This window comes from Bacillus paralicheniformis (assembly GCF_001042485.2).
Taxonomy (GTDB): domain Bacteria; phylum Bacillota; class Bacilli; order Bacillales; family Bacillaceae; genus Bacillus; species Bacillus paralicheniformis.
Genome location: NZ_LBMN02000034.1, coordinates 19,486 through 40,101, shown reverse-complemented (window position 1 = coordinate 40,101; position 20,616 = coordinate 19,486). Strand labels below are relative to the sequence as shown.

The 20,616-nt window shown below is 45.5% G+C and carries 19 protein-coding genes, 2 tRNA genes and 1 pseudogene; all 22 read right to left on the bottom strand.

Features of this window, described 5'->3' with window-relative positions; all coding sequences use genetic code 11:
* Positions 1-70: 70 nt before the first annotated feature.
* Positions 71-1,105 (bottom strand): protein kinase domain-containing protein, encoded by a 1,035-nt coding sequence (locus tag ACH97_RS16770; RefSeq protein ID WP_020449821.1) that lies wholly within the window; start codon positions 1,103-1,105, stop codon positions 71-73.
* Complete coding sequence (locus tag ACH97_RS16765; protein ID WP_020449820.1) at positions 1,074-1,811, bottom strand: vWA domain-containing protein; 738 nt, start codon at positions 1,809-1,811, stop codon at positions 1,074-1,076. Before ACH97_RS16765 ends, ACH97_RS16770 begins: the two co-directional genes overlap by 32 nt.
* A 76-nt stretch (positions 1,812-1,887) precedes the next feature.
* Entirely contained in the window at positions 1,888-4,377 is a 2,490-nt protein-coding gene (spoIIE, locus tag ACH97_RS16760) for a stage II sporulation protein E (RefSeq protein ID WP_020449819.1), read from the bottom strand.
* A gap of 210 nt (positions 4,378-4,587) precedes the next feature.
* Positions 4,588-4,659, bottom strand: a tRNA-Glu gene (locus tag ACH97_RS16755).
* Positions 4,660-4,669: 10 nt separating this feature from the next.
* Positions 4,670-4,743: transfer RNA gene (locus tag ACH97_RS16750), tRNA-Met, on the bottom strand.
* A gap of 150 nt (positions 4,744-4,893) precedes the next feature.
* Positions 4,894-5,292, bottom strand: a complete 399-nt coding sequence (locus ACH97_RS16745) for a S1 domain-containing RNA-binding protein (protein ID WP_003178226.1) — start codon at positions 5,290-5,292, stop codon at positions 4,894-4,896.
* A 79-nt stretch (positions 5,293-5,371) separates the two neighbouring features.
* The gene (locus tag ACH97_RS16740) at positions 5,372-5,749 is read right to left on the bottom strand and encodes an FtsB family cell division protein (protein WP_020449818.1); all 378 of its coding nucleotides are present in this window, start codon (positions 5,747-5,749) and stop codon (positions 5,372-5,374) included.
* A 16-nt stretch (positions 5,750-5,765) separates the two neighbouring features.
* A complete protein-coding gene (gene yabQ / locus ACH97_RS16735) occupies positions 5,766-6,392 on the bottom strand; it encodes a spore cortex biosynthesis protein YabQ (RefSeq protein ID WP_020449817.1) in 627 nt (208 codons plus the stop codon).
* A complete protein-coding gene (gene yabP / locus ACH97_RS16730; RefSeq protein WP_011197470.1) occupies positions 6,389-6,697 on the bottom strand; it encodes a sporulation protein YabP in 309 nt (102 codons plus the stop codon). Before yabP ends, yabQ begins: the two co-directional genes overlap by 4 nt.
* Before the next feature lie 76 nt (positions 6,698-6,773).
* Positions 6,774-7,037: an RNA-binding S4 domain-containing protein gene (locus ACH97_RS16725; protein ID WP_020449816.1), complete on the bottom strand. Its 264-nt coding sequence runs from the start codon at positions 7,035-7,037 to the stop codon at positions 6,774-6,776.
* A 6-nt stretch (positions 7,038-7,043) separates the two neighbouring features.
* Positions 7,044-8,513: a bifunctional methyltransferase/pyrophosphohydrolase YabN gene (gene yabN / locus ACH97_RS16720; RefSeq protein ID WP_020449815.1), complete on the bottom strand. Its 1,470-nt coding sequence runs from the start codon at positions 8,511-8,513 to the stop codon at positions 7,044-7,046.
* On the bottom strand, positions 8,503-10,095 hold the full coding sequence (locus ACH97_RS16715; RefSeq protein ID WP_020449814.1) for a putative polysaccharide biosynthesis protein: 1,593 nt from the start codon (positions 10,093-10,095) through the stop codon (positions 8,503-8,505). Before ACH97_RS16715 ends, yabN begins: the two co-directional genes overlap by 11 nt.
* A gap of 224 nt (positions 10,096-10,319) precedes the next feature.
* A complete protein-coding gene (gene spoVT / locus ACH97_RS16710) occupies positions 10,320-10,856 on the bottom strand; it encodes a stage V sporulation protein T (protein WP_020449813.1) in 537 nt (178 codons plus the stop codon).
* Between the two features lie 137 nt (positions 10,857-10,993).
* On the bottom strand, positions 10,994-14,527 hold the full coding sequence (gene mfd / locus ACH97_RS16705; protein ID WP_020449812.1) for a transcription-repair coupling factor: 3,534 nt from the start codon (positions 14,525-14,527) through the stop codon (positions 10,994-10,996).
* Positions 14,528-14,591: 64 nt separating this feature from the next.
* Positions 14,592-14,822: an anti-sigma-F factor Fin gene (fin, locus tag ACH97_RS16700; protein WP_003178210.1), complete on the bottom strand. Its 231-nt coding sequence runs from the start codon at positions 14,820-14,822 to the stop codon at positions 14,592-14,594.
* A 56-nt stretch (positions 14,823-14,878) separates the two neighbouring features.
* Positions 14,879-15,445 carry an aminoacyl-tRNA hydrolase gene (pth, locus tag ACH97_RS16695; protein WP_020449811.1) on the bottom strand — a complete coding sequence of 189 codons (567 nt, stop codon included), beginning with the start codon at positions 15,443-15,445 and terminating at the stop codon, positions 14,879-14,881.
* Between the two features lie 116 nt (positions 15,446-15,561).
* Positions 15,562-16,188, bottom strand: coding sequence for a 50S ribosomal protein L25/general stress protein Ctc (locus ACH97_RS16690; RefSeq protein WP_020449810.1), 627 nt, complete (start codon positions 16,186-16,188; stop codon positions 15,562-15,564).
* Positions 16,189-16,268: 80 nt separating this feature from the next.
* Positions 16,269-17,219, bottom strand: a complete 951-nt coding sequence (locus ACH97_RS16685) for a ribose-phosphate diphosphokinase (RefSeq protein WP_020449809.1) — start codon at positions 17,217-17,219, stop codon at positions 16,269-16,271.
* A gap of 20 nt (positions 17,220-17,239) precedes the next feature.
* Complete coding sequence (gene glmU, locus ACH97_RS16680) at positions 17,240-18,610, bottom strand: bifunctional UDP-N-acetylglucosamine diphosphorylase/glucosamine-1-phosphate N-acetyltransferase GlmU (RefSeq protein WP_020449808.1); 1,371 nt, start codon at positions 18,608-18,610, stop codon at positions 17,240-17,242.
* Between the two features lie 301 nt (positions 18,611-18,911).
* A complete protein-coding gene (gene spoVG, locus ACH97_RS16675) occupies positions 18,912-19,205 on the bottom strand; it encodes a septation regulator SpoVG (RefSeq protein WP_003178198.1) in 294 nt (97 codons plus the stop codon).
* Positions 19,206-19,385: 180 nt separating this feature from the next.
* A complete protein-coding gene (gene ridA / locus ACH97_RS16670) occupies positions 19,386-19,763 on the bottom strand; it encodes a 2-iminobutanoate/2-iminopropanoate deaminase (RefSeq protein WP_020449807.1) in 378 nt (125 codons plus the stop codon).
* Positions 19,761-20,614 (bottom strand): annotated as a pseudogene (gene purR, locus ACH97_RS16665) (pur operon repressor); the annotation flags it as partial. The pseudogene purR and the gene ridA, both read right to left, overlap by 3 nt.
* Positions 20,615-20,616 lie beyond the last annotated feature (2 nt).

The following is a 20,616-nucleotide window of genomic DNA, read 5'->3' as shown; positions in this document are numbered from 1 at the left end:
AAAAGATATAAATATCCTAACACTTTCAATCGGTCCCTGCAAAGAAGAGCTATCCGCCAGCAAAGCAGAGCTAAATAAAAAAGAGAACGATATACGCAAAGTAAAGGGCAAGAACGCTTACGACGATCAGCAGCGTTTCAAAAACACCGCCGGATTTAGAACTGTTTCTTTGCTTTCTGCGCCCGCTTCTTAACATTTGCTGCTGAGGCGTCCCCCGCTTATGCCGCGGGCCTTGAGACGGGGCGGATGCCGATGAAGAGCGGGCGGTTCTCGACTGGCGGCTGCTTTGCATTCTGGCCGGCCGTCCGATTGCCAGGAGGTCTCCCTTCATTTCATCAGCTGTTCGATAGCTTCCTTTTAAAGCAGAAGCAAGAACCGGCTTATACCGCTTTAAAAACGGCTGTCCGTCGATGACTGACATAAGCTGTTCCTGAGGTCTTGCTGTCTTTTTAAATTCTTTTTTCACCGCACAGTTCACCATAATCATGGCGACTGAAAACAGATCATACGAAGGCTCAGCCTTACGGGTTCCAAATTCCCAATAGCCTCTGTCAAAAAACTCTGTATATTCCTTGATTGCCCGGCCTTCTTTTGTCGTCCCGCCCACATCAATGCAGCGGATTTGCGGCGGCGGGCCCGTCACGATTAAATTCTCGGGCTTTAAATCTCCAAACACCCATCCTTCGCGATGAATGGCCGACAAACTTGAGAGAAGCTGGCTGATTAGCACCGGTATCCATTCCTCGCCTTTTTCGTTTACATATCTTAAAAGAAGCGGACCTTCAATATATTCCATGACATAAAATGAAAGTTTTTTGCCCGCACCCGCAACCATCATGTCATCCACATCAAAAAAAGAAGGCCCCATTGCTTTTGCCTGGGCCTTTGAGAAAGATTTCAGAACATTCACTTCCGAGGTAATGGACAGGCTGTCATCGCTCACTTTTAATGCAACGCGGCCCTTTCCCGAATCGGCCAGATATACAACGCCATTCGCCCCTTTTCCAAGCTGTCTGATGATCTTGTAGGAATGATTGTTCCACTTTCCAACAACGGCTGCACCCGGCTTTAGACTAGCCGCCAAACTCGTCGAAGTGTTTTTCATCGTCTTCTAACATTCTCCTTCTTGAGCCGATTTTGTTAAAATGCTGAATCGCCTCTCGTATTGCGGGTCCTGTCGGCGTAATGCCGCCGGCTGAAAGCTTGGAAAATATTGAAGAAAGAGATTCAAACTTCGGGGTCCAATCAAGCACAAGCTCGACCTCTTGTTTTTTCCCGGGAAATATAAGCATCGCAAATTCATTTTCGCCGATTCTTGAATTGAGACTGATGGAAAGGTCTATCAATGCTTCTTTAACAGTCGGCAGCTTCGGATTCATGCTCGCGCTTGTATCGACAAGAACCAATACATGAAGATGTACGGTCTCGCCGAGCTCATCTACGACTTCCATAACTTCACCGCGTTTATCAGGAGGCAGTTCATCCATTTCGGTATGCTTGCCGAGAATTTGTTTGAGCTCACTATTGACAACGCCTTGAAGGGTTTGCGTCATCGCCTTTTTTGTCACCATTTGAACAGTCTGCGACAGCTGCGACGCGTAAACAACCTGGTGAACTCCCCCGCCTGCGAGGGCGATCCCTTCAACTTCTTTCATCGCCTCCTGATCCATTTCATGCTCGTCCATAATCCCAATCACATTCACGGTAATTCCCTGCTCCTTCGCAAAGGCGGCCATGGCCTGCGGGTCTTCGCCGCGGTTTGAACAGCCGTCCGTCAAAAGCAGGATTTGATTCAAGTGCCCCTTTTTCATCGTTTTTATTCCTCCTGGACAAAGATATCTTGATTTAGTTCCATCATCGCCAGAAGAAATTTGATTTATACGAAGGCTAAGAAATCTCTTGATTCTTTTGGAAAAAAGACGGCGCCGGAATGGAGGCCCACTTTGGCGTATTATGGTCCAGCTTGATAACAATCACCGTCATATCGTCCTCAATCAGACCCGACCTTGTCCGAATCACTTCTTCCATGATCAAGTCGGCGATTTCCTGCGGCTCCTCGGTTTTCAGAGATTTCAATTTACGCTTCATCCACAGATCATGATTTTCAACATGTCTAGGCCCTTCAAAGATTCCGTCGCTCATCATGATCAAAAGGTCTCCCGCTTTTAATTGCTCGCTGACTACATCAACATCGAATTCTGTAATGATGCCGATCGGCAGATTGCTGGCCTGCACTTTGATAATCTGATCGCCTCTTTTAATAAAGCTCGGGGTGGAGCCGATTTTCAAAAACTTGCAGCTCGCATCCTGAAGATCGATGACCGATAAATCCAATGTCGAATATATTTCATCTGTCGTCCTTAATGAAAGAATGCTGTTGATCGTTTTAATCGCCACTTTTTCGTCGATGCCCGACTGAAGAATCTTTTCCAACAGCTTGATCGTCTCATTGCTTTCAAAATGGGCCCTTGCGCCATTTCCCATACCATCGCTGATGGCGGCCGCATATTTGCCGGTGCCGAGCTCCATCATATTGTAGCTGTCGCCGGAGACAAGCCCTCCTCCTTTTGCTGCATGTGCGGCTCCCGTCACCACCCTGTATGACTTCGCCGAACCGAAAGCAACATGACAATATCCATTCGGATGGCCGGCGCACTGTTCCGCTTTGACGATAATTTGTTCTTCCAAAATATCGGACAGCATCGGAGCGATGATTTTTTCACACTCCCCGTGGCCGTTGCAATACGGGATACTCATTTCGATATCGATATTTCCCTGCTCTAGGCTGTAAATTTCGACTTGTTGAATTTCAATGCCGAAATGCTGCAGCGCATCCCGAATTTGTTCTTCTTGAATAAAATGCTGCTCCCTCTCCCTTTTTATTTCCCGAGAAAAGTCCGCCATGACCTGAGAAACCCCGAGCAGTTGCTCTGCGACGAGACGCCTGCTGTCATGCACCTTTTGTTTTAATGTCTGGTTTGCCCTAAAATGAGACAGCTCGTCTTCCATCAGCGCTTCTACTTGCTTTGATTTGGAGCAGTGCTGATGAAACTCCTTTTTCAGCTTGCGGTTTTTAAAATATTGCTTTTCTTCTGTTTCCTGCATAACTCGTTTCATCAAGTCATATGTTTTATCAAAGTTCTGAACCCAGCACTTGTTTTTTTTATAACAGGACTGGCAGGAGTGTTCTGTTACAGTGCTCAAAAACAGATCGATCTCTTTTTCTTTTCCTTCATCATCCGGAACCGAATGATAAAAGGTAGCGAAGCTTTCGGATAATGCGTGAAAAACACTCGAAAACTGATCGACCTTCTGCGCGGTGACATCGCGGATTTTTCTTGCATATTGCTGCTGTTCCTGAGCGTGTTCAGTCGTTCCCGGTATATACTTAGCCACTTTTTTCGTAATCGACTGAGGGGTTAAAAGGAACAGACCGATTGCAATCAGTGATTCATAAAGCGTCGGCACAAGTTCAGCTGAACCTTCTCCGTACAGAGAAATCAATAGAGATCCGATCAATAAGCCGACCGCAGCACCGAACTTTTTTCCTTCTTTTAACAAACCGCCGAGAAGGCCTGAAAAAGCCAGCAGGCTCATCTGATATAAATTGCCGATATTTGAAAGGCTGAGGATCAGCCCGGTCACAACACCGACTGTACAGCCGATGCTCGCGCCCCCGATGAACGCGAAAGCGAGCACGACATAACGGGCCAATATCAGTTCAGCCTGCATGCCTTGAAAAGAAACGCCTGTCAAACCTGTGAGAACAGAAGCGATTAAAATCATAAAACAAATGATCTCTTCAATTTTCAGCGACTGTTTCGCCCGCTTTGATGTAACAATCGGCAGGCTTTGCAAAAAAATCAGTGTGAGGATAAACGATAACCCGGCTTCAACAAAAGCCATAATATAGTGATAACCCGAAACCGTTCCGTATTCGGCATATACGAATCCGCATCTTGTCACAGCCATCGCTAAAAAGACGACGACAGGCAGCGTTCTGACGCGATCTTTTATAATAAGAGACGTCATTTTGGAACATATCGCAAATGCAAACAGAGCCGCAAGCACGAACAGCGAATGCTGAGGCGATATGCTCAGAGCCCCGGCAAGAAGTGCCAGGCATGCAAGAAAAGCTTTATCTTTTTTAATTAAAAGCATCGCTCCGAAAAATGGAAGGGCAAAGGGAATGACCTCTGACAGAATGAAGGCTCGTCCCAATAAAAAACCGATGATCATATAGATCAGCCCTTTATAAAAAAAGAGGGAATATAAATGCTGCATTACAAGCTTCGTCGTGCTGCCAATCCATGAATACAATTTTTGAACAACAGGTCCAGCTATTGGGCTGTTCACTCTTCTTTCCGCTTTTTCCATGCTCTCATCTCCCACTCGTTTATTCGTTGCTTGCCATTATAACGAAAGATGAAATAGGATTTTGTCAAAAGAAGGTAATGAATTCAAAGAACTGTTCGACGCTTTTTGTAGCATGCTTCAATCACTCTTGATAAGTCGAGTCCATTCCCGTTATTTTGCGTATTTTTATGCAGCAAAAAAACCGGCTTCAGAAGAAGCCGGTTTCCGGAATGACCCGTACGGGATTCGAACCCGTGTTACCGCCGTGAAAGGGCGGTGTCTTAACCACTTGACCAACGGGCCTTCATATAAGTAGCGGCGGAGGGGATCGAACCCCCGACCTCACGGGTATGAACCGTACGCTCTAGCCAGCTGAGCTACACCGCCATGTTGTTGATTTCTTTTAACGCACAAGTTCTATAATACAAAGGATTGTCCTATCCGTCAATAGAAATTTTAATAAAAATTTTATAAGACAATAAAAAGGCATCCGTTGGGATAAGACGAATGCCTTTCGTATATATAGAAAGCAGCAAGTTAACCTCTTCTTGCTCCGCGCCCTCCACGTTTTGATTCCGTGTTGCGTTTTAGAGACGATAAGCGATCTTCACTGTCTTTTAAAAACTTATTCATTTTCTGTTCAAACGTTTCTTTAGAGCGGAAATCATTTTTAGGTCTCGCAGGTCTTGATGATTGAGGACGGTCTACAGCCTTTTTGATCGACAAGCCGATTTTCCCATCTTTCTCAACATTGATGACTTTAACTTCTACTTGATCACCAACCTTCAGATGATCATTAATGTCCTTCACGTAGTTATCGGCTACTTCGCTAATATGAACAAGACCTGTTGATCCTCCAGGCAGTTCAACAAACGCTCCGAAATTTGTAATACCTGTTACTTTCCCTTGCAACTTGCTGCCAACTTCAATCGACATAAAAAAAGTGCTCCTCCTTAGACTTAAAAAAGATCATTTGTTTAATTATACATAAAGAAAAAAATAAGTGTCAACAAGGCTACTTGCTCTTATCTTCAAACTTGAAGATGATTTCGCCATCTTTTGAGAGGTAATAATCCTTTCTGGCAAGCTCTGCAACGTAGTCCTCATCCTTTAATTTCACAATCTCATCTTTCAAATCCGATTTTTTTGCTTCCAGTTGTTCCAATTGTTTCAAAAGGTCTTCTTTCTTCTCTTGCTTCGCGCTGATATCCGAAGTCTGCGACCAAAGAGAACTGACAATCACAATCGCCGACAGCAGCACAACGGCGCCGAAAACCATCAACCGTCTGTATAGACCGCGTCTTTTTCTTTTCAGCTGCTGCTGTTTTCGCTCCATCTGCTCTTTGTATTCGTTCTGTATTTGCGATATGTTGCGTCTCATGGGATCATTCATTCCAGACGGCCTCCCCTCATTTTTTTAAAAGTTTTGCCTTAATTGTTATGAATAGTTTCTTCCCCTTTTCGAAAAATCCTGCTCCTTTTTGCAAAAAGCGTCTCAACAATCCCCGAACCGGGGCGGGAAGAAGCCTGCAGCATTGATATAGTATAAAATAAATCGGATATCCTGCAAATTTTAATATCTTATATAAACATACCGCAAAAAAACGAAAAAGAACATAGATATTTCTCATTGTAAAAAGAATGATGGCAAAAATAGCTTGAAACGTCCATACAACAGGCCGAAACACCATCATCTGCATCATCTTTGAGACCAGCCTGGAGATGAATATGAAAAAGGAAATCATCCATTCCAAAAGCTTGATATAGATCTGCTTAAAAAGGCTTTGATAAGCGGCAAATCCAAGCATGACCGCCAGAAAGATATAAATTCGGAATTCCCCTTCATTCACGCTCAGCAAAACATAGAAAAAAAGGAGACCTTGTACCACCCAAAACAAAAAGTCATGGAGAAACAACAGCCACCTTGCTGTTTTCGAGCGGACAACGAAACGGGTGTAGGTGTCAAGGGAAGCGCCAAGCCATGCCCCCATTCCGGCCATGGCCAGCATCGTATAGAACTGAGTGGTCAGCGTCATTTAAACAACTTGCTAAAAAATCCTTTAGCTTTCTCCCCCTGCTGCTCATCCAAATAGACGAGATCAAGCACTCTTCCCTTGATGGAGACAACGCCTTTTTCCACATCGAGATTCTTCATCTGCAGGTTTTCGCCTCTGACTGCCAGCATGCCCATGACCGTCTCAAGTAAGAATTCCTCATTGTCAAAGCTCTCGACCTGTTTGACACCGGATATATCCAGCAGCTTGCGGCCCTTCATCGTCACATTATGTTCAGGACCAGATGCCCCGCCGGAAGGGTTGTGCTGATCATAATATACATTCATCGATTCATCCCCCATATCCTCATACTAAAGATTCGATACTGCATTGTATGAGACGGGGGATTTTTTTAGAACAAGCCTATTCTCCTCCCAGCTTCTCTTCTTTGAGAACGGTATACATATCAGCGGCTTCTTCTTTTTTTGTCGTATCCTTCAATTCATTGACTTTGACGGTTACAAGCTTTTGGCCAAAACGCACCGCAAGCTCGTCTCCCGCTTTGACAACAGAGGTTGCTTTCGCCTGCTGGCCATTGATCGAAATTCTTCCCTGGTCAGCCACTTCTTTTGCAAGCGTCCGTCTTTTAATCAGCCTTGATACTTTGAGAAATTTGTCGAGTCTCATCACTTGTCAGCTCCTTTCAATGTCTTTCGCTTCATTCCACAATTCGTCCATTTCTTCAAGCGTCATACTTTCCAGATCCTTGCCCATGCGCTTTGCAGATTGTTCAATATGCGTGAACCTTCTGTAAAACTTGGCATTTGTCATCGCCAGGGCTTCTTCCGGTTCAATTTTATAAAACCGGCCGATGTTGACGAGAGCGAATAAAAGGTCGCCGAACTCTTCTTTCATTTTTTTGCTGGACTGTTCGGCTTCGGAAATTTCTGAAGAAAATTCTTTCATTTCCTCGTGAACTTTATCCCAAATATCCTGGACATTCGACCAGTCGAATCCGGTCTTTGCCGCCTTTTTCTGAAGCTTGTTCGCTTTTGACAAAGCAGGCAGCGGCTTTGGAATGTCGTCGAGAAGGGATGGATCGTCCGCTTGTTTCTCCTGTTTCTTGATCTCTTCCCAGTTTACCATGACGTCGGCCTCATCACGAACAGATACTTCTCCGAAGACATGCGGATGCCTTCTGATCATTTTTGCCGTAATGCCGCGAATCACATCGTCAATTGTAAAAAGACCGTCATCCTCGCCGATCTGCGCATGCAGCAGAACTTGGAGCATCACATCGCCGAGCTCCTCAACAAGGTGGTCGGGATCTTCTTCATCAATCGCCTCGAGCACCTCATAGCATTCTTCAATTAAGTATTTTTTGAGCGATTCATGGGTTTGTTTCCGATCCCACGGGCAGCCGTCCGGTCCGCGCAGCTTCCTGATGACGCTGCGGAACATCGAAAATTCCTGGTACAGAACCTCCTCGTCTTTGACCGGCGGAACGTAGACGCTCGTTAAATTATTGATACCGACACTTCTGTCCAATTCGTAAAGAGGCACTGTCCGAATGTCTTGCATACTGCTTCCGGCCGCTGTGACAATGACGACTTCATAGTCATCAGGGAGCTTTTCCATCAACGTCAGTTTGACCTCTGATGCCGTCATTTGATCATATACCTGGCAAATAATCAAATGATGACGGAGCTCGACTTCGTCAGCGGAAAACCGGACGGCGTCGACAAACTGAAACCCGTCAATCGGATCGATCTGCAAAGCATTTAATGTCGCATCAATAAAGCTGTGGCCTCCCTCGACAACGACATCGGCCTGATGAGCGCCCCGCCTCTCAAGCAAAAGCTGAACCGTTTTTTCAGCGACGAACGGATGGCCCGGAACGGCATAGAGCACATCGCGCTGCTTCGCCTCCTCAAACAGCCGCTCTACGATCTCCTCGTAAACATCTTCGAATTGATCATGCTTTTCATAGACCTCATCAAAAAAATGAATCTCAGCTATTTCTTTTTTCAGGTCTTCTATTAACGGATGGTCTTTCGTCCTGACATAAAGAACCTCCGCTTGTGTGAGCCGTTTATATACACCGAGGGTTAATTGATTCATATCGCCTGCCCCCAGGCCGACTACCGTGATTTTACCGGCCATGTCTGCCGCCCCTTTCTCGTTTTATTGTCAGGAGCTTGCTGCCAAAAGGTACAAGCTCAAGTTCTTTTTCTGAAAACACGCGTAATGTGAAGATACCGGACAAAAAGACAATGCCGCCGACGAATACGGCGCTAAGACTTTCCGCCGCCGCGATCCATCTGTTTTCATGAGGTATGGCCGCTTCAAAAGCAAAAAGCCACACCGCCAGAGCGGCCGACATGATCACAGCCGACAGCAAAACTCCCGCTATCCTGTATTCCGGCAACTTGATCCAGCCTTTCCTTTTCAGCTGAAAAAAATTGAGTCCAGCGACAGCAGCGAATGACATCATAGTCGCAAAAGCGGCGCCGGAAATGCCGAAACCGGGGATCAGGAACTCGTTCAATACGGCTTTCACAAAAAAGCCGCAGCAGACGGAAACAGCTGGAAGACATGTATTGCCGAGTCCTTGCAAAACAGCAGTCATCGTGATCGCCAACGATGCAAACAGAATCGACACGCTGAAAATCTGCAGCGCAGCCGTTCCATCGCTGTTCTTAAACAGCATGACATTCACCGGCTCCAAAATGCATATCAGACCGGCGGCTGCTCCAATGCCGATGACGAAGCTCATTTTTAGCGAATAACGGATCTTTTCCTCCAGAACCGCCGTTTCTCCATTTTTCTTCGCTTTTGTAAGGGACGGGACAAGAGCTGTCGCAATGCTCGCAGCAAAAACGGTTCCAAGCTGCAAAAGCGGCTGTCCTCTGTCATACACCCCTTTTGTATGTTTCGCCTGAAGTTCGTCCATTCCTTGTCCGGCCAGCAATGAATACAAGTTCAATGCGTCGACGAGCTGGATGAGAATCAGCATGAGGCCGGCCGTGCAAATCGTAACCGAATGCAGACACAGCTGTTTCAAAATATCGCCTGTACCGGCCTCTATCCCGGCGGCAGCGGGTTGCTTTTCACGCTTGGCCCAAAACACGGCGAGAATGAAAAACGCCGCAAGGCCGCCGACAAGGGAGCCAAAGGCAGCCCCTGCCCCGGCGTCATATAAGGAAAAGCCGTTTTTGACGAGCCACCACGTCAAAATGAGGATCGCCCCGACCCGGAGTGTCTGCTCTCCAATTTGAGAAAGTGCCGTCGGAAGCATCCGTTCGCCTCCTTGAAAATAGCCTCTAAGCAAAGACACGAGCGGCAGCAGCAAATAAGAAAACGACACGGCGCGGATCACCCCGGCAAGGGCGGGATCACCCATAAACCCTGCGATGGCTTCGGCTCCGGCAAACAAGAGAAGAAAAAAGCCAAGGCCCACGACCGACAAAAAAAACATAGACACCCGGAGAATTTTTGCCCGGTTTGCCGTCCCGTAATCATTCAACAACTTTGAAATGATGACCGGGAACCCGGAGGTGGCAAGCATCACAGATATTCCGATCATCGGATACACCTGCTGAAAAATATAAAAACCGACATCTCCAACTATATTTTGAAAAGGCACTCTATATACAGCGCTTAATATCTTTGATAATATCCCCGCCAATGATAAAACAAAGGCGCCTTGCCAAATCCATTGTCTTTGGCCTTTTAAAAACCCCATTCCTTTAAGCTCCTTCCAATGCGCTTTCTCTCAGCTTTCTAAAAAGCGCACGAAACGTGCTTATTATACCATATTCAAGACTCATACCCCGCCTGCAACTGTGAACTAAAAAAGAACAGCCCAAAAGGTGCTGTTCCAACTGCTGATGCTGATTCAAGCTGAGAAAAACGCTTTCGGCATTCCAGCTCGTTCGAGCAGGAATGTCAAAATAAAAGGAATGAGACCTATTGTTCCATTTGACGGGCCAAAAAACCAGCGGCGGTTTCAACCGCTTTATGTTCCACTTCTCCGATTGACTGGTCTTTCGAAAAAATGACAACCGCTCCGATCGGATCGCCGTTTGCAACAATCGGACCGACGGTATAAGAAGCAACCTCTTCGTCAATACCATCAATAAGCTGAATTGTCTTGGCGTCTCCTTCCAAAACAGAATTTCGCTGATCCATCGCCTTTTCGACCATGTCGCTGATCGATTTGTTTAAATAGTCTTTTTTAGACCCCCCGGATACTGCGATATACACATCCCGGTCGCAAATCAGCACGGAATGGCCCATGCTGTCATAAAGCGCATCAGCATACTCCTTTGCAAAGTCGCCGAGCTCGCTGATCGGAGAATATTTTTTTAAAATAACCTCCCCATCCCGGTCCACAAATATTTCCAAAGGGTCTCCTTCACGAATGCGCAAAGTTCTGCGGATTTCCTTCGGGATCACGACCCGGCCTAAATCATCAATTCGACGTACGATACCAGTTGCTTTCATCTCTGCTGCCTCTCTTTCATTTGATGATATATCTGGTGGATATAAACAGAGCTGTGTACTTATGTAACACTCTCCACTCTTGATTGGTTTTAGTATCCTTCACATCAAATGTAATATACGCGAGAAACAACAAATTTTTATGATGAAGCGATCGTTTGCTTTTTAACGTTTTGAAGGCCTTTCAATATTTCGAGAAGCGTTTCCAGCCACTCTTCCGGATTTCGGTTTTTCACTTGAATCGAAATTTTCAATTTCTTTCCTTCCATCCCGAGGCCGATCTGTCTGCCGTACTTACTGCCGAGTTCAAACAGTTTTTGGCCGTCTATTTCGGCACTAGCTTTTTCGTCAATCGTCAGTCTGACGGCGTCTTTATCCTGCTTGATCAGCTCGACGCGTTCGGTGATGGCATATACCTTCGCCTCTGCGATGGCGAATAAATATTCGACTTCTTTCGGGTATTCGCCGAAGCGGTCGATCATCTCGTCTTGAAGCTCGCTCTTTTCTTCAATGGTTGAAATCGCTCTGAACCGTTTATACATATCTATTTTTTGCTTGCCGTCTGTCACATAAGTCTGCGGAATATATGCGTCAAGCTCCAAATCGATTTCCGGTTCAAATTTTTCAGCTTGCGGTACATCTCCCTTGCGAGCTTCTATTGCTTCCTTGAGCATTTGCGAATATAAATCAAAACCGACAGAATCAATGAACCCGTGCTGCTGCGCACCTAAAAGGTTTCCGGCGCCGCGGATCGTTAAATCGCGCATCGCGATTTTAAATCCTGACCCGAGTTCTGTAAATTCTTTAATCGCCTGAAGCCTTTTTTCGGCCACTTCCGTAAGGACTTTGTCCTTCCGGTACGTAAAGTAAGCATAAGCTACACGGTTTGAGCGCCCGACACGGCCCCTCAGCTGGTACAGCTGGGAAAGCCCCATCTTATCTGCGTCAAATACAATTAGGGTATTGACGTTTGGAATATCAACGCCCGTTTCAATAATCGTTGTGCTGACGAGCACATCCGATTCTCCCTCTAAGAAATTCAGCATGACCGATTCGAGTTCGTTTTCTGTCATCTTCCCATGGGCATACGTCACCTTGGCATCAGGCACAAGCATCGAGACTTCTTCCGCTTTTCTTTCAATATCCTCCACCCGGTTGTACAAGAAGTAAACCTGACCGCCCCTGGCCAGCTCGCGTTCTATCGCTTCTCTGACTAGGGCCCCGTTGTATTCGACAACGTACGTCTGTACAGGGAAGCGGTTTTCCGGAGGCGTTTCAATGACTGACAAATCTCTGACACCGAGCATGGACATATGAAGGGTTCGAGGTATCGGAGTTGCCGTTAACGTCAAAACGTCGACATTCGCTTTAATGCGTTTAATTTTTTCCTTGTGCGTGACACCAAACCTTTGTTCTTCATCGATGATAAGCAGTCCAAGATCTTTGTACACGACATCCTTGGACAACAGCCTGTGAGTGCCGATTACGATGTCAATCGTTCCGTTTTTTAAGCCCTTGATCGTTTCATTTGCTTCTTTTCTCGTCCGGAACCGGCTGAGCAAACCGATATTAATCGGGTAGTCCTGGAAACGTTCCAATATCGTTTCATAGTGCTGCTGTGCGAGGATCGTAGTCGGCACGAGGATCGCGACCTGTTTTCCGTCTGCAATCGCTTTAAAGGCGGCGCGGATCGCCACTTCCGTTTTACCGTAGCCCACATCGCCGCAAAGGAGCCGATCCATCGGTCTTTCTTTTTCCATGTCTCTTTTAATCTCATGGATCGATCTCAGCTGGTCCTCTGTCTCCTGATAAGGAAATGCGGCTTCAAACTCACGCTGCATTTCATGGTCGGGAGAAAACGCGTAACCTTTGCTTGCTTCCCTTTCGGCATAAAGCTTGATCAAGTCATCGGCGATATCCTGGACAGAGCTTTCAACCTTTTTCTTAACCCGTTTCCATTCGCTTCCCCCGAGTTTATAAAGCTTCGGCTCTTTGCCTTCGGAACCGACGTATTTTTGCACCTGATCAATTTGGTCAACCGGTACGTAAAGCTTGTCGCTTCCCTGGTAGTGAATATTCAGGTAATCCTTATGAATGCCGTTGATCTCCAGCGTTTCAATCCCTAAATACTTTCCGATACCGTGGTTCACATGGACGACATAATCGCCGATCTGAAGCTCCGAGTAGCTTTTGATCCGTTCGGCATTGGTCAGTTTTTGTTTGCGCGCCTGCTTTTTGACACGCTTTTTAAACAGTTCTTCTTCGGTAATGACGGCCAGCTTGATCATCGGAAGTTCAAAGCCGGATTGAAGACCGCCTTCCATAATGTAAATCTGGCCTTGGGCAAGCGCTGCATCCTGGTCGGCCTGGGCGGCTTCGATCTCATAATCGGACAATACAGACGCAAGTTTTTCGACGCGTTCTTTGCTGTCCCCTAGAAAAACCGTTGTATATTTCGATTTCTTAAACCGTTCAATCTCATTTTTGAGCACATTCATTTGTCCGTGAAAGCTCTGCATTTGCTTGCTTGAAACATTGACGATGTTTTGCGGACTGGTGTGCTGCACATGCCTTAAAAACAGCGAGTAATACAAAATCGGGCGGGACTGTTTTGAAATGAGGCTGTGAAAAGGAAATGACATTGCTGTATCATGAAGGATTTTCCCTTCTTCCAGCAGGCTCGTAATCCATTCTGCCTCTTCCTTTTGAAGCTGGTCTTCCATTTCATGAATACGGCTGATCTCATCTAGTATCAGCAAAGTATTTTTCGGGAAATAATCTAGTAAACTAGCAGGCCTCTCATAGAAATAAGAAAGGTATTTAACCATTTCCTGGCCGATATGACCTTCCTTGAGCCGCTCTTTATCTTCCGCTATATTTTGATCGAGAATTTCCTTTTGTTTATCAAGCTTCAGCTTTTTAAGACTGTTGGCAAGACCTTTATCGATTTGTTCAAGCGCTCTTTGCCGATCTTCATCCCGCACGATCAGTTCCTTCGCAGGGCCGATCGTTACTTCATCGCGCGTTTCCAGTGAGCGCTGATCATCCGTATTGAATATACGAATCGAGTCAACTTCTGTATCAAACAATTCAATCCGGACAGGGTTTTCTTCGGTCAATGAATAGACATCGATAATCCCCCCGCGAATACTGAATTCGCCTGGAGCCGCCACCATATCCGTACGCTCATACCCCATTTGAACAAGCTTCTGAAGCAGCTGTTCCGGGTCGATGTCGCGCCCCGTCTCAATGCGAATCTGACTGTTTTGCCATACTTCGACAGGGGGCAGCATTCTTCTGACGGCTGCTGCCGGAGCAATAACGATAGGCGTTTCACCGCTTGCAAGCCGATTTAAGACATCAAGCCTTTGCGAGCGCAGCTCAGGGCTTGCCACCGCAATTTCAGAAGAAATCAATTCGTTGACAGGATATAAAAGGACAGGCTGATCTTTTATCAGCCCTGTCAAGTCATCTGTAATTTTTTGAGCCTGATAAAGGTTATGCGTAATTAAAAATACCGGCCGTCTCGTTTCTTTTGTAAGAGCGGCTGTAAATAACGACCGGGCAGATCCGGAGAGCCCCGCAAGCAGCTGTTCCTTCAGCCCTTCGTTCAAGCCGTTGACGATGGATTTAAAATCATCGCTTTTTGTGATATAGGATTGAATATTGTTCAAATGAGCCCCTCCTCTCTTCCTCAAATAGAAAAATGCTTTGGTCTAGTCTCTACACCAAAGCTATTTATTGAATAAACGAATGATATTGGTGATAATCCGGGTTTCGCTCAAGCGCTTCTTGACAATCTTCACATATCGTCTTCACGTGTAAATCCCCATTATCCATATAAGAAATCATATCGTTTCTTTCATCGTTTGTTAAGTGGTTAAAGCCTAACTGTTCACTGTTTACATAAGAATGATCAAGACTTCCGACTTTAACGCCGCAATGCCGGCAATAATAATGTAAAGCCATAAAGGAACCTCCATACCGAGTCTTTTTAAAACTAGTATGTTCCGTTCCCTTCTGCCTTATACCTTAGCATTAAATTCATTCATGACTTCTAAAAAAGGTTTTTCCAGAGAAGCTTCACAGGCCTTGGCCGATTGTCTGACGGCCTCTTGTATCACCGGCTCTTCTTCATCTGTAAAAGCGCCAAGCACATAATCGACGATTTTCATGCCGTTGACCGGACGGCCGATTCCGATTCTGATCCGGTTAAACTCAGTTGTTCCCAGATGCTGAATCATCGATTTGATGCCGTTATGGCCTCCTGCGCTTCCTTTCGTCCTCAGACGGATTCTTCCGGTCGGAAGATCCAAGTCATCGTAAATCACTTTCAAATTGTCAACAGGGATCTCATAATAGTCCAAAAGCGGCCTCAAACATTCTCCCGATAAATTCATATATGTAAGCGGCTTAACAAGTAGAACCTTTTTGCCGGAAACAAATCCGATTCCGTATTGACCGTTGAACTTTGTTTTATCAAGCGGAATGTTCCACTCTTTTGAAAGCTCGTCGATCGTCATAAATCCTACATTATGTCTCGTATTTTCATATGTTTTACCCGGATTGCCCAATCCTGCAAACACAAGCATTATTCTATATCCTCCCTTAAGCAAAACCCTGCCTCAGCATACTGAGGGGGAGCATCCTAATTTCCCCTCATTCTAGCACAAAAGACGTAACCGCGGGAGGATTACGTCTTACGTACTTATTCTTCTTTTTCCTCTTCAGTGCCTTTTTCTGGTTCCTCAACGTCTTGAGCGGCTGATTCGGCTTCCGTTTCTTCCTGCTTTTGAGGAGGAAGAATGGATGCAACAACTTCATCAGGCTCATGGTTGTATGAATAATCGCCTTTAGACGGAATATCGCCGACGGTTAGAACATCGTTGACTTCGAGACTGGAAATATCGACCTCGATCGTTTGCGGAATGTTCTTCGGCTTCGCTGTGACAGACAGCTCGTAAAGCGGCTGCTGAAGAACACCGCCCTGTTTAATCCCCTCTGCTTCACCCGTAAGGTTTACAGGAACCGTCGCCTCCATTTCCGCTTCCATATCAACCACTTTAAAATCGGCATGTACAATTGAATCTTTTAATGGATCCGTCTGCAGCTCAGTCACCATAACAGAGTGCTGGTCTCCGTTTATATCCAAGTTGATAATCGTATTTTTGCCCTCAGCTCGCAAAATTTTTAAAAGCTCAATACTGTCTAACGCAACGGATTTGTTTTCCAGGTTTCTTCCGTAAATGACACCCGGCACATACCCGGATTGCCGGATCTTTCTTAAAGAAGACCGTCTGGAATCCGTTCTTTCTTCCGCTTTTAAAATTGCCATGTTCAGCACCATCCTATCGTTAGATTGGTCTTTCTAAAACCATACCCATAACGACAAAACTTTAAACCAGAATCAGCAAATTAATCGAACAGGAAGCTGACAGATTGTTTTTCATGCACACGAATAATCGCTTCTGCCAGAAGCGGTGCAACAGAAAGCTGCTTGAACTTCGCGATTTTCTTTTCTTCAGGAAGCTCAATGCTGTTGGTCACAACGAGCTCTTTAATTTTCGAATTGTCGATTCTTTCGATCGCCGGACCGGAAAGAACCGGATGTGTACAGCATGCATACACTTCCTCTGCGCCGCTTTCGACGAGCGCATTAGCCGCAAGCGTAATCGTTCCTGCCGTATCAATAATATCATCAATTAAAATGGCTGTTTTCCCTTCAATATGTCCGATGATATTCATAACCTCGGCTACATTCGGCTTAGGTCGGCGTTTATCGATAATCGCAATCGGCGCTTTCAAGCGGTCCGCCAATTTGCGGGCACGCGTCACACCGCCGTGGTCAGGGGACACGATCACGACATCCTTGAAATTTTTCTCTTCAAAATAATTACCTAAAATCGGAACACCCATTAAATGATCGATCGGTATATCAAAGAAACCTTGGATTTGCGGCGCGTGAAGATCAAGTGCAATCACACGGGTAGCTCCGGCGGTTTCCAGCAGGTTTGCCACCAGTTTGGCTGTGATCGGCTCACGGGAACGGGCTTTACGGTCCTGACGGGCATAGCCGTAGTAAGGCATCACGATATTAATCGTTTTCGCCGATGCGCGTTTCAGCGCATCTACCATAATCAAAAGCTCCATAATATGCTCGTTCACCGGTGCGCTTGTCGATTGGATGACATAGCAGTCGCAGCCGCGGATGCTTTCTTCAATATTAATTTGAACCTCACCGTCGCTAAAGCGTTTAACAGAACTCTTTCCCAGCTCAACTCCGACGATATCTGCGATTTCCTTCGCAAGACCCGGATTTGAGTTTAAAGAAAAAATCTTCAAATTGTCGTCTTCATATTTAGACATGGTAAACCTCCGATTTAGGATTATTTTTTGTGTATGTTCTCAGCGTAGTCTTCTTTGTTGACTTGTCTTGCTCTGGCAATAGACAAAGCCCTGCCTGGTACATCGTCGGTAATCGTTGAACCCGCAGCTACGTATGCGCCTTCGCCGATTGTCACCGGAGCGACCAAATTGGAGTTGCAGCCGATAAATGCCCCATTTTCAATCTTCGTTTTGAACTTATGTTTCCCATCATAATTTACGGTAATCGACCCGCAGCCGAGATTGACATCCGTTCCGATTTCCGCGTCCCCTATGTAGCTTAAATGAGATGCTTTGCTGCGATCACCAAATTCCGATTTTTTCACTTCGACGAAATTCCCGATCCTTACCTCATTGCCGATCTTTGAATCGGGTCTGATATGAGCAAACGGTCCAATTGTAACATCGTCACCGACTTCACTGTTCACGACAACGGACTGCTTAATAACCGTTCTGCTGCCGATCGTACTGTTTTCGAGTTCGCTGTTCTGTCCGATGACCGCGTCCTCACCGATGACAACCCGCCCTTTAATAACGGTGCCGGGATAAATCACGGTATCTCTGCCGATGACGGCTTCCGGTGAAATATATGTGTTGTCGGGGTCGATTAAGCTTACGCCGTTTCCCATGTGGCGTTTATTGATCCGCTGCTTCATATAAATTTCCGCTTGTGAAAGGGCGACTCTGTCATTGACTCCGAGCGTTTCCTGGAAGTTGCCAGTCTGATAAGCGGCTACAGTCTCACCTTGATTTTTCAAGATCTCAATGACATCCGGAAGATAATATTCCCCTTGTACGTTGTCATTGGAAACCTGCTCGATCGTTTGAAAAAGAGCTTCGTTGTCAAAACAATAAGTTCCTGTGTTAATTTCTTTGACAAGTCTTTCCTCGTCTGTTGCATCTTTATGTTCGACAATTTTTGCAACATCGCCGTTTTCATTGCGAATAACGCGTCCGTAGCCTGTCGGATCCTCCGCTACAGCGGTTAAAATCGTCACTTTTGCTGCTTTTTTCTGGTGCTCATTGAGCATGGCTTCCATCGTTTCGGCAGTTAAAAGCGGTGTATCTCCGCAAATGACGATAGTCGTTCCTTTTTCGCTTCCAAGAATCGACTTGGCCTGCTTAACGGCATGGGCTGTTCCGAGCTGTTCAGCCTGCAGGGCATATTCGCTTTTTTCCCCGAGGTGTTTTTTGACATCTTCGGCTCCATGTCCAACTATTGTGACAAGTTTTTCTAATGATAGCTTGCGAGCTTCGTCGACAACATGCTCGACCATAGGTTTTCCGCAAACCGGATGAAGAACTTTATAAAGCTTTGATTTCATTCTTGTTCCTTGACCAGCTGCTAACACAACTGCAAACCGCTTATCCATGTATTGGCCTCCATTATCCCTATTATCCATAGAAAAATATATCCTAAATATGAGTTGATTTCAAGCAAGCCAAAATGAGAAATCGGAAAATCAAGACAGCATATTTTGGATATTCAGAGTATATTTAGGATTCACTGATCAGGGAGACAAATTGATTCCTTCGGGATGGGATTCTCAAACCGCCATATGTTTTACCTCCTGTTTCTGTTATACGCAATCACAAACCATATATTGTCATTTTATTATGATAAGATTATTTTTTTTCAAAACAAAAAGGGCTTATCCATAAGCCCTTCTTTTTTTAAGAAGCTCCAGCTTCTTCATATTCTATTTCCTCAACGTCACCCAAACGATGATATTCATTTAACACCGCGTCCTGAATTTTTCCGCGGGTGCTTGAGTTGATTGGATGAGCGATATCACGAAATTCTCCATCAGGTGTACGCTTACTTGGCATCGCAACGAAAAGACCATTGTTTCCATCAATTACACGAATATCATGCACTACAAATTCGTGATCCAGCGTGATGGATGCAATCGCTCTCATGCGACCATCGGTATTCACGCGGCGTAATCTTACGTCGGTAACTTCCACAGTAGTTCACCACCTTTTCCCAATATAAAAACATTAGTGTAACTATTCAACGGTTTTTTTTGTTTTCCTGCATAATTAAAAATATTTTTGTAATATTGGGATAAAAAAACACTGAATTGACAAATTTTCCAAACAAAAAAGATGATTTTGGAGACCAAAACCATCTTTTCGGAGTTTTTTCTATTTTACTAATGCGACGACTTCTATTTCAACGAGCGCGTCTTTCGGCAGCCTTGCCACCTCAACACATGATCTCGCCGGTTTGTGGGTATCGAAGTACTGTCCGTAAACTTCATTCACCTCTGCGAACTGATTCATATCCGCCAAAAACACAGTTGCTTTGACGACAGTCTCCAGAGAGGCGTTCGCTTCTTTCAGCACGGCTTTTAAATTGCGGAAAACTTGATGCGTCTGTTCTGTGATGTCTCCAGTCACCATTTCACCCGACGGGGTCAGTGGAATTTGCCCTGAACTGTAAAACATATTATTGACAACAATTCCTTGTGAATACGGTCCGATCGCCGCCGGTGCTTCTTTTGTCTGAACAACCTTTGTCATCTCAAACTCCCCATTTCCTATTCATTGTCTGCAAAAAAACGCTGAAAGTTTCCGTTTTGGATTTCCACCTTTTTTTCCTTCATATCAATTTCAGAAAGAGTCAAAAGGGACATGTACTCATCGACCAGCCGCTCCTTGACTCCCTGAGCCTCCACAAGAACACCGATGCCTGCTACATGGGCATTGAATTCCTCGAGAAGATTGATCATACCGTTGATCGTTCCTCCCGCTTTCATAAAGTCGTCTATAATCAAAACGCGCGAGCCCGTCTGCAAGTTGCGTTTTGCAAGAGACATCGTCTGAATGCGGTTGGAAGATCCAGACACATAGTTAATGCTGACCGTTGAACCTTCAGTTACCTTATTGTCTTTTCTGACGACCACCGTCGGCACATCAAGGTAGCTGGCTACCGCATATGCCAGAGGAATTCCTTTTGTCGCCACCGTCATCACGACATCGATCTCCCTGTCTGAAAAAGCTGAAGCAAAAATCTTGCCGGCCTTCGTTAATACAGAGGGCTTGCCAAGGATATCGGTTAAATACAAATATCCGCCGGGCAATATCCGTTCCGAATCGATCAATGACTCACCGAGCGACTTTACAAATTCCTCCGCTTCATCGCGTTTTACCTTTGGAATGTATTTAACGCCGCCTGCTGCTCCCGGCACGGTCTGAAGCGTCCCGATCCCCTGCTGCTCGAAGGTCTGCTTAATAATGGTTAAATCTTCACTAATGGATGATTTAGCAGATTGATACCGTTCTGAAAAGAAGGTTAATGGCACTAAGACATGCGGATGGGTCAACAAATAATTTGTCAGATCCACCAATCTGCCGCTTCGACGAAACTTCATGC